This is a genomic window from Paenibacillus sp. FSL H7-0714 (assembly GCF_038003765.1).
Taxonomy (GTDB): Bacteria; Bacillota; Bacilli; order Paenibacillales; family Paenibacillaceae; genus Paenibacillus_AQ.
In genome coordinates, this window is record NZ_JBBOPT010000001.1 from 2,532,626 (window position 1) to 2,547,563 (window position 14,938).

General features: G+C 44.1%; 11 protein-coding genes. All 11 read left to right on the top strand.

The features are described 5' to 3' along the window. The first annotated feature begins 67 nt into the window (after positions 1-67). Positions 68-1,585, top strand: a complete 1,518-nt coding sequence (locus NST34_RS10930; RefSeq protein WP_340968822.1) for an ABC transporter substrate-binding protein — start codon at positions 68-70, stop codon at positions 1,583-1,585. 123 nt (positions 1,586-1,708) lie between these two features. Further along, positions 1,709-3,028: a glycoside hydrolase family 125 protein gene (locus NST34_RS10935; protein WP_341060378.1), complete on the top strand. Its 1,320-nt coding sequence runs from the start codon at positions 1,709-1,711 to the stop codon at positions 3,026-3,028. Next, the gene (locus NST34_RS10940; protein ID WP_341127765.1) at positions 3,025-6,174 is read left to right on the top strand and encodes a beta-galactosidase; all 3,150 of its coding nucleotides are present in this window, start codon (positions 3,025-3,027) and stop codon (positions 6,172-6,174) included. Before NST34_RS10935 ends, NST34_RS10940 begins: the two co-directional genes overlap by 4 nt. A gap of 45 nt (positions 6,175-6,219) precedes the next feature. After that, complete coding sequence (locus tag NST34_RS10945) at positions 6,220-8,973, top strand: alpha-mannosidase (RefSeq protein WP_341127766.1); 2,754 nt, start codon at positions 6,220-6,222, stop codon at positions 8,971-8,973. 150 nt (positions 8,974-9,123) lie between these two features. Then, entirely contained in the window at positions 9,124-9,885 is a 762-nt protein-coding gene (locus tag NST34_RS10950) for an IclR family transcriptional regulator (protein WP_341127767.1), read from the top strand. Then, positions 9,885-10,658 (top strand): SDR family NAD(P)-dependent oxidoreductase, encoded by a 774-nt coding sequence (locus NST34_RS10955; RefSeq protein WP_340968825.1) that lies wholly within the window; start codon positions 9,885-9,887, stop codon positions 10,656-10,658. Before NST34_RS10950 ends, NST34_RS10955 begins: the two co-directional genes overlap by 1 nt. A 36-nt stretch (positions 10,659-10,694) precedes the next feature. Further along, a complete protein-coding gene (locus NST34_RS10960) occupies positions 10,695-11,606 on the top strand; it encodes a fumarylacetoacetate hydrolase family protein (RefSeq protein ID WP_341060386.1) in 912 nt (303 codons plus the stop codon). A gap of 28 nt (positions 11,607-11,634) precedes the next feature. After that, on the top strand, positions 11,635-12,495 hold the full coding sequence (locus tag NST34_RS10965; RefSeq protein ID WP_341127768.1) for an amidohydrolase family protein: 861 nt from the start codon (positions 11,635-11,637) through the stop codon (positions 12,493-12,495). A 3-nt stretch (positions 12,496-12,498) separates the two neighbouring features. Continuing rightward, complete coding sequence (locus NST34_RS10970; protein ID WP_341127769.1) at positions 12,499-13,269, top strand: SDR family NAD(P)-dependent oxidoreductase; 771 nt, start codon at positions 12,499-12,501, stop codon at positions 13,267-13,269. A gap of 26 nt (positions 13,270-13,295) precedes the next feature. Further along, positions 13,296-13,619, top strand: coding sequence for an L-rhamnose mutarotase (locus NST34_RS10975; protein WP_341127770.1), 324 nt, complete (start codon positions 13,296-13,298; stop codon positions 13,617-13,619). Positions 13,620-13,655: 36 nt separating this feature from the next. Next, positions 13,656-14,753, top strand: coding sequence for a mandelate racemase/muconate lactonizing enzyme family protein (locus NST34_RS10980; RefSeq protein ID WP_076283076.1), 1,098 nt, complete (start codon positions 13,656-13,658; stop codon positions 14,751-14,753). The last annotated feature ends 185 nt before the right edge of the window (positions 14,754-14,938 follow it).

The window sequence follows — 14,938 nt, forward strand, 5'->3', positions numbered from 1 at the left end:
ATTCGAATCGCTAGAACAGGAGTCGATATAAATAAAGAGTTAATTAAACTAAAGGGGGAAAATAGAAATGAAAGTGAAAAAAAGTTTAACGCTCGCTCTTGCTGGAACAATGCTTTTCTCTGGCCTTCTTGCTGGATGTGGTTCGAATAATAATACAAATGCTGCTAAAGAAACAAACAATTCAGCGGCAGCAGGGAATTCAGCAGGGAGTACATCGGAATTAAAGCCATATGAGCTGAAGATGTATTTAATTGGTGGACCTCAAAAGGATTTGGATCTTGTATTAAAAGAAGTTAATAAATATACCCAAGAAAAAATTAATGCGACGTTGAACATTACGATGTTCGATTGGGGTGATTACGATAAGAAGATGCAAGTCATTACCGCTTCTGGTGAGCCTTATGACATTGCCTTTACCTCTTCTTGGACAAATGATTTCCGCCGTAATGCAGCTAACGGTACCTTCTTGGGTCTGAACGATCTGCTAGATAAGTATGGAAAGGAAACGAAAGAAGTTTTGGACCCACGTTTCTTAGAAGGAACTAAGATTAAAGGTGAGATCTATGGTGTTCCTGTAAATAAGGAGCTTGGACAGCAATGGGTATGGCGCTTCAATAAGAAATATGTAGATAAATATAACATGGACATTTCCAACATTCGTACATTGGATGATCTAGAGCCACTTCTTAAAACGATTAAAGAGAATGAGCCTGCGGATATTACACCGCTAGCTGTTCCTAAAGGCTTTAAACCATTCATGCCATTTGACTATGTATTAGGTGATGAGTTACCTATTGGGGTCTATATGGATTCCACAGATGGCAAGGTTGTTAATATTCTGGAGACACCTGAACTTGCAACATCGTTAGATACGATGCGCAGACTTTACACAGCAGGTTACTTACGCCCAGACGTTGCAACACTTGAAGGTATTGATAACATTAAGACAGGTAAATGGTTTGCCGATCGCGAAATCACACAGCCTTATGCAGAAAAAGGTTGGTCTCGTTCAGCAGGTTATGAAATTGTAACTTCGCCTATGCATGAGCCTTATGTGTATACACAGTCCGCTGCAGGTTCGATGCACGCTATTTCCGTAACCTCAGGTGATCCTGAACGGGCTATGATGTTCTTGAATCTTTTGAATACAGATAAGTACTTACGCAATTTGCTCAACTATGGTATCGAAGGCACTCATTATAAGAAAATTTCCGAGAATGTCATTGAAGATCTGCCAGCTATGCAAGATAGCTATGCAATGCCAGGCTTCACGCTTGGAAATATGTTACTGACTTATCTGCATGCTGATGACCCTGCTGATAAATGGGATGCTTTCAAGAAGTTTAATGATTCATCAAAAGAAGCCCCTACCTTCGGTTTTGCATTTGATCCTACACCTGTAAAAACAGAAGTAGCGGCCATCAACAACGTAACTAAAGAATTTATGCCAGCGCTATACACAGGTTCTGTTGATCCTAAAACATATCTGCCAAAAGCAACCAAGAAATTTAAAGAAGCTGGACTGGATAAAGTCATTGCTGAAGTTCAAAAGCAGCTTGATGAGTGGAACCAGACAAAGAAATAAGCTTTGAACGTAACAAAACGCCTACGATTAATCTAAAGGTAACGCAAATAGGATTAGTGGAGACGGGCAGCCATGCTGCCCGTCTCTCTATCTATACTCATTTTTATCAAGAGGAGTGGAAATATGGAACAATTCAGACTGCCAACCATCTCAATGCCGAAGCTTCCGCTTCCACAAGCGATTCAAGAAGTATTGAACGAAGCAGAGGAGAAGTTAGCTCATCGGCCTAAACTATTGCAGCTTTTCAAGAACTGCTTTCCGAATACACTTGAGACTACGACTAAGCTCATGGATGATGGAACAACATTCATCATTACTGGTGATATCCCAGCTTCCTGGTTGCGAGATTCTGTGGAGCAGGTTATGCACTATGTGCCATTTGCGAAGAATGATCCGGATCTTCAACGTATCATTAGCGGTTTAATTAAACGACATATTCAGTATATACATATTGATCCGTATGCCAATGCGTTTAACGAAACAGCGAATGACTGGCATTGGAGCACTAGCGATATTACGGAAATGTCCCCTTGGGTGTGGGAACGTAAATTCGAGATCGATTCTCTCTGTTTTTCTATGCGTCTGGCTTATGCCTATTGGAAAGAAACGGGGAAAACTGATATATTCGACGCCGGATTTAAGGCAGCAATGGTCAAAATATACAATTTATTTAGAACAGAGCAACGCCATGCTGAATTATCTCCTTACCGCTTTATGCGTAATAATGGAATACCTGAAGATACGTTACGCAGCAACGGTCTTGGTATGCCTGTAAATTACACGGGGATGGTCTGGTCCGGGTTCCGATCAAGCGATGATGCTTGCGACTTCCATTACAATATCCCAGGGAATATGTTCGCCGTTGTTGCATTACGTCATATGCAGGAATTCGCAGAATGGGTATTCCGTGATCTTGAATTTCTAAAAGAGCTTAAAGCATTAGAAGCGGACATTGATCATGGAATCAAGCTGTATGGTATTTATCGTCATCCGAAATTTGGCCCAATATACGCCTATGAGACCGACGGCTACGGCAACTACTGCTTGATGGATGATGCGGGAACACCGGGACTCATGTCGATTCCTTATCTAGGCTATGTTACAGCAGATGATGAGATTTATCAGAATACACGCCGATTTGCGCTGAGCAAGGAGAATCCTTTTTACTTCGAAGGAACAGCAGCGAAAGGGATTGGCAGTCCACATACTCCGAAAGATTATATCTGGCATATGGCATTGTCTATGCAAGGTTTGACGGCTTCCACGAAGGAAGAGAAGCTGGACATGCTTGCGATGCTAGAGTCAACGGATGCGGGGACTGGTTTTATGCATGAAGGATTTCATGTCGATGACCCGAATATGTTCACTAGAAAATGGTTTGCCTGGTCCAATAGTCTGTTCTCCCAACTAGTCTATAAATCGATGAAGGAAGGACTACTATGAGCAGACCTGTAATCATATTCTATGATTCTGATTTCCCAATTTCCAATTCGATTCCTAGTGACGCGATTAAATCCATGCGTGAGTTCGGTACGATCGTGAATGCGAATCAGCTTTCGGCAACGCTTAAGGAAATCGAAGGTGGATGTTTCATTAATCTGCATGCACCCTATTTCCCAAAAGCGGCATGGATAGACATTCTTGGATATTTGCAAAGAGGTGGTGGACTGATCAGCATTGGAGGTGCCCCCTTCAAACAACCCGTTCGCTGGAAAAATGAACAATGGCATGTGGAAGTGGAACAGACCTCTTATCATCAAGAGCTGTCTATTCATGAGGTACTGCGTGTTGATTGTTCTCGCAACCAGTCCTTGCTTGCATCAGATGTGATTCCTCTGCTTAAGGGGCAAGAAGCTCTTTTTATAGCGAGTGAAGAGACATGGAACCTTGTGCCACATACGACGAAGACGAGTGATTTACCCCATCAAATGGGGTCAGCAGGTCCGATGAGCACACGGATTTACCCGCTTTTGAAGGGAATTACGCATGAGGGGCGGGAAACTGCTGCTCCAGTAGTTCTTTGGGAGAATACGATTGGTTTATTTGCAGGCTCACGCTGGCTGTTCGTAAATACGGCTGCAACGGCTTCTTTATGGAAGGAAAAAGGGCTGTCCGCGATGTCTGAGTGGGTTCGTTTCTGTAGTAAGGGTGTAACGGAAATGTGGGTTAAGCCAAATTACGCTTCATATGAGTCAGGAGAACGGGCTTCTCTGACACTTCAGATTCAGCAGCTTGAGCGGGTAAAACCTTCTTTGCGAAATGAAGACAAATGGAAGTTTACAATGCATGTTGAGCATGAATCCGATCCCTCCTTACATTGGTCCCATTGTTTAGAGATGAAGGCTAATGCTGAGCTTAACATCGTTCGGGTGCCTATTCCTCTGGAAATTAGGAGTGGTCTGTTCCAAGTGGTCTGCGAAGCGGAAGCCAGTGATGGTGAGGTCCGCATTCTACGTCAAGGGTTCTGGGGGCATGCCCCTGAACTTCTGGCAGCAGGTGAACCGGTAACGAGTGGAAGAGATTATTTCATAAAAGATGGGCGTCCGCTACCTGTTGTGGGAATGACTTATATGACGAGTGATGTGGCACGAAAATTTCTATTTCTGCCGAACGTTGGGGTATGGGATCGCGATATGGGTCAAATGCGGAAGGCAGGGATTAACTGGATCCGAACAGGAATCTGGACTGCTTATCGTAATGTGATGCAAGACGATGGTCATGTTTCAGAAGAGGTACTGCGAGCGATTGATGCCTTTATCATGACGGCGAAGAAGCATGATCTTCAGGTGACTTTCACGTTCTTCTCCTTCACACCGGAAACGTGGGGTGGGGTAAATCCTTATTTGGACCCACAAAGTGTTGAGGCTCAGAAGCGTTTCATTCGTTCTATTGTATCTCGTCATAAAGCGTCTTCGAATGTAGATTGGGATCTTATTAATGAACCGTCGATGTTTGATCCGGCACGTATTTTCTCGGATGGTCCGAGTTCATGTCATGATCGCTTCGAGCAACAAGCTTTCATAGAATGGCTTCGACATAGACATGGGGAAATCGAAGTACTACAGGAACGTTGGAATATGACACCCGCACAGCTTCCGGACTTTGCATCGGCAGGGCTGCCAGAAGCGAAAGAGATGAACTTCGATGTTCAGGATATGCACAGTGCTAAAAGAGGGACGCGTTGGCTTGATTATTGCTTGTTCTCCATGGATATGCATAACCGGTGGGTGAGGCAGTTATATGACACCATTAAGGAGCAATGTCCAGATCAGATGGTTACGGTTGGGCAGGATGAAGGGCTAGGGGCTCAGCGACCTTCACCGTTCTTCTACGAGGAGACGGTGGATTACACCAATGTACATTCCTGGTGGTTTAATGATTATCTGGTGTGGGATGGCATCTTTGCCAAGACGCCTAATAAGCCAAACCTAATTCAAGAGACTGGCGTCATGTATGTAGAAACTCCTGATGGACGAGCCAAACGTTCGGAGCTAGAGCTGCGAAATCTACTCGAACGCAAATATGCCTATGCGTTTGGAACTGCTGGTGCGGGGGCCATACACTGGATTTGGAATACGAACTTCTATATGGATAATGCGAATGAGTCCCATATCGGAGCATTGAGAGCAGATGGAACCGAAAAGCCAGAGGCGGATGTCTCTTATGACTTCGGGAAATTTATAGAAGGCATTCGTGACGTATTTGGAGATCGGAAACTGGAAGAGATCGCTGTGGTGTTTCCGTATTCGAATGATTTCTCTAACCGGAAGCTGGCTTTCGCTGCTACAACAGAGCTTACCCGCATTCTTTCATATGATCTAAAGATGCCTTTTAGAGGGGCTTCTGAATACCACCTAGAAGATTTGGAGAACCATCCTGTGAAGCTTATTATACTGCCAAGCGCGCATAACTTCGATGATGCGGCGATGGAAAGGTTGTTACACATCGTTGAAGAGACAGGTGCGGTATTGCTTGCTACAGGCCCGCTCGACATTGATGCTTACTGGCGTTCTTCAGAGCGCTTAAGTGATATTCTTGGCAAGCGTGAATTGCGTAATGTACGCCGTGAAGAAGTGCTTAGCCTTCAAGGCCAACAACTCCCCGTCTCCTTCGGTCACCGAAGGATTGCTGAGGTATCGAAGGAAACGATGATTCACGAATCCGGCGGAAGCGGAAGCTCTACTATAGACTCAGTCATAAACATCCCGCTTGGCAAGGGTCGACTCCTATGGAGTCCACTGCCTGTTGAATTGAGCGACCGAAGTGATACTACTTCTGCACTGTATCGCTACGCGCTCCATGCTGCTCATGTGGAGTGTGACTTGGAGTGGATTAGCGGAGGGGACTTAGTAGGTATCTACGGACGAAAATTGAGCTTTGCTACGGGGGCTCTCTTCACCTTCGTATCGGAATATGCTCAGGATGCGAAAATCGAGGTGAAGGATTCAGCCACTGGCCGAACCTACGCGTTCTTGTTGGAACAGGAACGTTCAGTCCTGTTTGCTACGGACTATAAAGGTGATCTTCTTGGCGTGTATCGCCAGCAGGAAGTCGAAATCCATATAACTTATCCACATCTACTACATTAAGCATCTTAGTAGAGAGTACGTATTGCATATAAGGAGGTCTTTACATTGGAACGTTCAGATAAATCTATTAAACCTCAGACTGCCCATATTATTTCTCATACTCACTGGGACCGGGAATGGTATCTTCCATATGAAAAGCATCATGTACGCCTTATTAAACTGGTCGATGAATTGCTGGATCGATTGGATGAGGATGGTGAATTTAAGAGTTTTTATCTTGACGGACAGACAATCATTCTGGAAGATTATCTTCAAGTTCGTCCCGAGAATCAAGATCGTCTACAAAAACATATTACGGAGGGTCGTCTTCTGATTGGACCTTGGTATATTCTGCAAGATGCTTTCCTTACCAGCGGAGAGGCAAATGTACGTAATATGCAGATTGGTCATCAGGATTCGAAGCGTTACGGTGAACCTTCTAAGATCGGTTATTTTCCGGACACCTTTGGTCTAGTGGGTCAGACTCCACAATTAATGAAGCAATCAGGCATCAATAATGCCTTTTTTGGAAGAGGTGTAAAGCCGACTGGATTCAACAATACAGTATCGGACGGTGGATATGAATCTTCGTTCTCCGAGCTGATATGGGAAGGTCCGGATGGATCGAAAGTGCTTGGAATTCTATTTGCGAATTGGTATTCGAACGGAAACGAAGTGCCAGTGAATGAAACAGAGGCAAAAGAGTTCTGGGAGAAGAAGTTAGCAGATGCTCGGAAATTTGCCTCTACAGGCGAGTTATTATTCATGAACGGCTGCGATCATCAACCGGCTCAACTGGATTTGCCGGAGGCTATTGAAACTGCGAAGCGGCTATATCCAGATATGGAGTTTATCCATTCCAACTTCCCTGATTACCTTAAAGCTGTAGAGGATGTAATGGATCACAACAATTTGTCGACCGTAAAGGGCGAACTGCGGAGCCAGCACACTGACGGATGGGGGACGTTAGTGAATACCGCATCTGCTCGTGTCTATTTGAAACAGATGAATCAGGAAGGGCAAGTCTTGCTTGAAAAGGTGGCCGAGCCACTCGCTTCATTCGCACATGTATTGGGCAAAGATTACCCTCATCATCTGTTCACCTACGCCTGGAAGACGCTAATGCAGAATCACCCTCACGACAGCATTTGTGGCTGCAGCGTGGATGAGGTACATCGCGAAATGGTAACCCGGTTTGATAAAAGCCGTCATGTAGCAGAGACCATTGTTGATGATAGTAAGCGCATGATCGCTGAAGCTGTGGATACGTCCGGTTTTGCAGCATATGGTGAAGAAGTGCTTCCGTTAGTAGTCATGAATATGACAGGGTGGAGACGCACGGGTACAGTGAGCATAGAAATTGATGCGGCACGTCTATATTTGCGAGAGGGTTTCTCTCTAGAAGAAACGGCCAGCCGTATGAAAGATATTGACTTAAACGGTCGTGAATTAGTAGACGATCAAGGGAATGCCATTACATGCCAGATGGAGGATTTGGGTCTTCAGTTTGGTTATGATTTGCCTGACGATAAATTCCGCCAGCCCTATATGTGCCGCCGAGTAAGACTTACCTTTGAAGCTGGGCAAGTTCCGGCGCTGGGTCTTCGTGCATATGCGTGGGTTCGTCGTGCTAACGCAGGGTTGCCTATAGCTCCTGAATCTTTGCTTCAAGGGGATCGGGTGTTGGAGAATGAGACCATCAAAGTAGTGATCCATGATAATGGTTCATTTACGCTAAGTGACAAAGCCAGTGGCATGACCTACCGGGATCTTGGTGTGTATGAGAACACAGGTGATATCGGGAATGAATACATGTATAAACAGCCAGAGGGTGAACAAGCTTTAACGACCAAGGGACTACAGGCGAATATTTGCGTTCTGGAAAATACACCTTATCGAGCATCTGTGGAAATTAAGCATGACTGGGAGATTCCAGCCTCAGCAGATAATAAGCTGGACGAGGAACAGCGTGCCCTTGTGTACTACCCGGAGCGGAAAGCGCAGCGCAGTAGTGACACAGTCATTCTTAAACTTCGTACCGTAATTAGCTTGGAGCGGGGCGGGAAGGGGCTGCATATCGAAACGACGATAGACAATAAAGCCAAAGATCACCGGATTCGTGCGCTATTTCCGACAGATTTGAACACCGCCACACATCATGTGGATTCGATGTTTGAGGTTGTGGAGCGGAATATTGAGCCAGCTACAGAATGGATGAATCCGAGTAACACGCAGCATCAGCAGGCCTTTGTTGATATCAGTAATGAAACAGCCGGTCTAACCGTCGCTAACTTTGGATTAAATGAATATGAAGTGTTAAGAGATGGTCGTAACACCATTGCGATTACACTACTCCGTAGCGTGGGTGAATTGGGAGACTGGGGTTTGTTCCCAACTCCAGAAGCGCAATGTCTCGGAGAGCACGTTGTACGTATGGAGCTCATCCCACACACAGGAGATGGTATAACCTCAGGTGCTTTTGCTGAAGCTTATCAATTCCAAATTCCTTGGGTCGTATGTCAGACTGATGTACATGAAGGAGCGATTGCTCCGGTGTATACTCCATTCGAATGGGAGAGTCAGGAGCTCGCATTTTCCTCTCTAAAAATGAACGAGCAGACTGGAGACCTACTGCTTCGCTGGTACAACATGAGTCAGCAGAGTACCGACCTGACCATCCGTTCAACGATACCGCAGCAGTATTTCTATAAGACGTCGATCCTGGAAGAGGAGAGCCACCCACTCTCTAGCGAAGAGAAAGGTAGTTCGGCCTTACAGATCGGTCCATGCGAAATTGTAACGATTGGTATTCGGAGATAATATGAATATAAAGACGATAGTTAACCTAGGTATCAGCTTAGGAGCTATCGTCTTTTTTTTGAAAAAAAGATTGCCAAATATAACTAATAAAATTAAAATTAGTTTGTATAGAAAACTTGGTTTTGTATAATGTTTGAAAGAGGTGCTCACATGGACAAAAAATATTGGGTGCCTGCTTTGGAGAAAGCAGACGGGATTCTACGCCTTGTATCAGAGGAACCCTATAAGCATCGATTAATTGATTTATCCAATCAGCTTGGTATCCATAAGAGTTCTATGTACTCTATTTTGCAGACTATGGAAGTACTTGATTGGGTGAATAGAGATACTAACGATACTTATGCCGTTGGCTCCGCTGCGGGAAGGTGGGGAGATTCCTACTTGCAAGGTCAGGATTTAATCTCATCATTTCACCGAGAAGCTACCGCCACAAGAGATCGTCTGCAAGAGACAGTTCAGTTGGCCAGACTTGAAGGTAATAAAGTGTTGTATCTAGCTAAGGAGGAAGCGCCGACTATGGTCAGGCTAGCATCCGGCCCCGGTATGAAGTTCCCTGCTCATGTGACTGCACTTGGAAAATTGCTCCTGTCGTTCATTGATGATAAAGATCTGGATTCATTGTACCCGATTCAAGAATTAACGAGCGCTACAGAGTATTCATTGAAAACGAAGGCGGATCTGGTTAAGCAACTGCGAATCATCCGTGATGAGGGGATTGCTTTCGATGAGCAGGAAGTTATCGTTGGGTTCAGCTGTGTTTCAGCCCCGATCCTATCTAAAACAGGTGAGGCTATCGCAGCAGTAAGCTGTACCATGCAGCAGCATATCTGGGAGAAAAAGAAGGATGTTGCGGAGGCTGAAATTCGTCATTTGGCGAATCGGTTATCGCTATACCAAGGAGGCAATCATTAATGAGATTAGCCAATAAAGTCATCTTAATTACGGGATCAGGTTCAGGGATCGGGAGAAGCACGGCATTGCTATTTGCTCGTGAAGGTGCAACTGTAATTGTGAACGATTTAGATGAAGCTAGAGGTATAGAGACTTTGAAGGATATTCATGCAGATGGAGGAAAAGGTCATTTCATCCATGCGGATGTGACCCATGCTGAATCTGTAGAGCAGATGGTAGATCAAATCATTGAACAATATGGTCATATAGATGTGCTTTTTAACAATGCAGGGATTAGCGGAGTAGGCGCTTTGCATGAAGTTGAACCGGATGCATGGGAACGGGTAATTCAGGTTAATATTCGGGGGGTATATTTGCCCTCCAAATATGTGCTTCCTCATATGATGAAACGAAAATCTGGCAACATCATTAATATGTCCTCTTGCGTCGCAGAAATCGGGCTCGCCAGAAGAGCTTCTTATTCAGCTACCAAAGGAGCGGTATTGGCCCTGACGAAATCCATGCAAGTAGATTACGCAGCATACAATATTCGTGTAAATGCCCTTTTACCAGGTACAATCCTAACACCGTTCGTTGAGAATTACTTAAAAACCTCTTACGATAATCCGGAAACTGCGATTGCGTCAATTAAGAAGCGTCAGCTTAGTGAAGAGCTCGGCTTACCTGAGGATGTTGCCCAAGCCGCCTTATTTCTCGCTTCGGATGAATCAAAATTTATGATGGGTTCTCCTCTCTATATTGATGGAGGCGCAACTTTTGGGAAAAATGCCTGAATAGCATTAAAACGATAAAAGGAAGGGGAATTAATAATGAAGTTATTAACATTCGTTAACAATGGTGATTACCAATTGGGGGTCGTAACAGAAAAAGGGATACTGGATGTTGCAAGCGCTTTAATAGATTTGCCTACACAGCATGGATATTCCGTACCTATGACCGTTCACGAAGTCATTGACGGTGGTGAGGCAGCGGCTTCGAGGTTGGATCAATTCACAACTCAAGCACTGGATATGGCTGGAGAAGACTGTTCATACCTATTAGATGAAGCGAAGTTGACGCTCGGTCCATGCGTGACTCATCCAAATAAAATCATCTGCGTCGGTCTTAACTATCGCAAGCATGCGGTGGAAACGAACGCAGCAATTCCTGAGTTCCCGATATTGTTCAATAAATTCAATAACACGTTGACGGGACATGGCGACGATATTCCCCTTCCAAGAGTGACGAAAAAAGTTGATTACGAAGCAGAGCTTGTTATCGTTATCGGTAAATCAGCTAAGTACGTTACGAAAGAGGACGCGCTTAACCACGTATTTGGTTATTGCAACGTAAATGATTTATCTGCACGGGACTTGCAGCTAAGGACTCAGCAATGGCTGTTAGGCAAGTCATGTGATAAATTCTCTCCTCTTGGACCTTATCTAGTTACAGCGGATGAAATCGAAAACCCGAATGATTTAGAGATTAAATGTACAGTCAACGGAGAAATCCGCCAGCACTCCAATACGTCAGATATGATTTTCCAATGCGATGAGATCGTAAGTTATATTTCGCAACATATGACGCTTGTTCCTGGAGACATCATTCTGACTGGAACACCAGAAGGCGTCGTCCTCGGTTATCCGGTAGATCAGCAGATTTACCTGAAGGATGGTGATATAGTCACGATTGAGATTGAGAAGCTCGGCAAGCTGACGAACCGGCTCGTTAAGGAAGACTGACAATGTACTCAATTTGTGAGGTGAAAGCATGAGAATTGATGCGCATCAGCATTATTGGCAATTAAGTCGAGGAGATTACGGATGGCCTACACCAGAAGTTCCATTACTATATCGAGATTTTATGCCTGATGACCTGACAGAATCATTATTACGACATGGAATCACGAAAACTATTGTTGTTCAAGCAGCGGCTACTGTTGAAGAAACTGAATTTCTACTAAGTTTATGCGAGACCCATGATTCAATAGCTGGTGTTGTGGGCTGGTTGGATTTAGAGCAGGACAATTTTGCGGAAACCTTTGAACTTTTGCATAAATATCCTCATTTTATTGGCCTCCGATTGATGCTTCAAAGTATTGATGCTGATGAATATTTGCAACGTCCTCATGTTATTCATCATTTAAAATGGTTAGAGACGATGGGATTCCCTGTTGATTTATTGATCCATGCTGCACAATTTCCAGCCGTATTGAAATTGCTCAAGCTTGTGCCAAATTTACATGCGGTCATTGACCATATAGGTAAGCCACAAATTTCCCAGCAAGAATCCTCACCTTGGCAAGAGTGGGTTACGGAGGTCGCGCAATATCCGCAAATGTATTGCAAGCTTTCAGGTATGGTTACCGAAGCAAATATGGCGACCTGGGTAGAATCTGACTTTAACTTTTATATCAAACACGTCATACATGCATTTGGACTAAACCGAGTCATATTCGGTAGTGACTGGCCAGTGTGCCTGCTTGCAGCAAGCTATGATCAAACAGTAAGCATTTTGTTAAACAATTTACCTGAAGCGCTTACAGAGCAAGAATTAGACGATGTTTTTGGCAATAATGCGATCCGCTTTTATCAATTGGAGACATCACATTTTATTGAAACTGGAGTGTAGCCTATGCAATTACAAGGGAAAGTCGTTATTGTTACAGGCGGTGGCTCCGGGATTGGCGAAGCGACTGCCAAATTATTTGCCAGTGAGGGTGCTAAGGTGGTCATTGCGGACTGGAATGAAGCTGAAGCTAAAAGAGTAGTCGAGGAAATTCATTCAGTTCATTGTGGGGATTCTGTTGCTTATGCTGTGAAAACAGATGTTTCATCGGAGCTAGAGGTTAAACAATTGGTAGAATGGGTCCTAAATAAGTTTGGCAAGATTGACATTCTATTCAATAACGCAGCTGTTGTATTGCCGAAGTGCTTGGAGGATATTTCTGAAACAGAATGGACTCGTACCTTGGATATCAATTTGAAGAGTGTCTATTTGATGATTAAATTCTGCATTCCTTCGATTAGAGAAAACCGTGGCTGCATCGTGAATATGGCTTCATTAAGCGGAATGGTAGGCCAAAAGCAAAATCCGGTATACTCGGCTTCAAAAGGCGCAATTATTGCAATGACTAAAGCATTAGCGTTGGATTATGCGAACGATGGAGTTCGTGTCAATTGCATATGTCCAGCAGGTGTAATGACGCCTTTATTAGAAGAGTGGATCGGTCAACAGCCCAATCCGGCAACTACAGTACAAGATTTGATCGATATGCATCCATTGGGAAGATGTGCTTCAACGGAAGAGATAGCTAGAGCCGTGTTGTATTTAGCGAGTGATTTATCCGGATTTGTTACGGGTGTAGCGCTCCCTGTTGATGGTGGAGCAGCCTTAGGTTATTAATGAGTTATTGGAAAGGGAGGGGCGGAATGACTCGATATGGGAGTGTTATTCATGTCAAGGATGAGAAGCTAGAAGAATACAAATCGTTACATGCATCTGTATGGCCAGAAGTGTTGGATAGATTAAGGAAATGCAACATTAAGAACTATTCCATTTTTTATAGAGACGGCTACTTGTTCAGTTATTTTGAATATACAGGGGATGACTATACGGCTGATTTGGCCATCATGGCTGAAGATCCTCGTACACAAGAATGGTGGAGTTTAACAGATCCTTGTCAGTATCCTGTGAAGTCTGCATTAGAGGGTGAATGGTGGGCGAGTATGGATGAGGTTTTCCATTTGGATTGAGTATTCATTTCATTTAAAGCTAGGGAGATGAAAAATATGAAAATTACTAACGTAGAAAGCTTCGTCTTACACGTACCGATTACACCACCAATAACGGATGCAATTAATGTTGCTACGCATTGGGGACTTGCAGGCGTTCGGATTTTTACAGATGAGGGTTTTGTGGGGTATGGGTATACAGGAACTTGTGCACATGGTGATGATATGATCGTTGATACGATTGATCGTTATTACGCTCCTTTATTAATTGGCAAAGATCCGTTTATGGTGAAAGAGATTTGGGATGAGCTGCGTTTTGGAAAAATGCATTGGATTGGTAGAGCGGGAGTTACTCATATGGCGTTGGCAGCAGTAGATATTGCACTTTGGGATATTATGGCGAAGGCTTCCAATAAACCTTTGTGGCAGTATCTTGGAGGACATAAATCCAAACAAATAAAAGCTTATAATACAAACGGCGGCTGGTTGAACTGGTCCAAAGAACGTTTGATTAAGGACGTTACTGAAATTGTAGAGCAGGGCTTCACTGGAGTCAAAATTAAAGTGGGTAAAGCAGATTCACATGAGGACTATGATCGTTGCAAAGCTGTTCGTAAGGCGATAGGAGATCAAACCATCTTCATGATCGATGTGAACCAACAGTGGAATATCAATACAGCGATGACATGGGGGAAGAAGTTAGAGGAGTTTGATTTGTTCTGGTTAGAAGAACCCTTAAATCCAGATGACATCATGGGACATAAGAAACTGGCCGATGCATTAAATGTACCTATTGCGTTAGGTGAACATGTCTATACGAAATATGCATTCCGGGATTATATCCATCAAGGGGCACTCGAATATTGCCAAGTAGATGTAACACGTGTTGGTGGGATTACGGAATGGCAACAGGTTGCAGGTTTAGCCGCTTCATACGATATTCCGATTTGTCCGCATGTTGGTGATATGGGGCAAATTCATCAGCATTTGGTTGCAGCAACACCAGGTGCGATCATGCTGGAATACATTCCTTGGATCCGCCATATTTTTGTGGAGCCGGCTACGGTTGTTAATGGGCACTACATACTACCTCAAATGCCGGGTGCATCAACGGAGATTATACCAACGCTGTTTGAGCAGTATCGCGTGAGATAATGAAGTGATGCTTCACAAAAAGAAGAGGCCTATGCGAGCAATCGCATCGACCTCTTTCTTTTTAGTGAATCTTCTGTATCCGAACAATCTTGCTTTGATTATCGTCTTTTAAATGATGCTTTAAGCCTACGCTCATAAGTGCTTGACTGCTATACAGTCTTTCCAGTCCGTAAATTCGGAACATG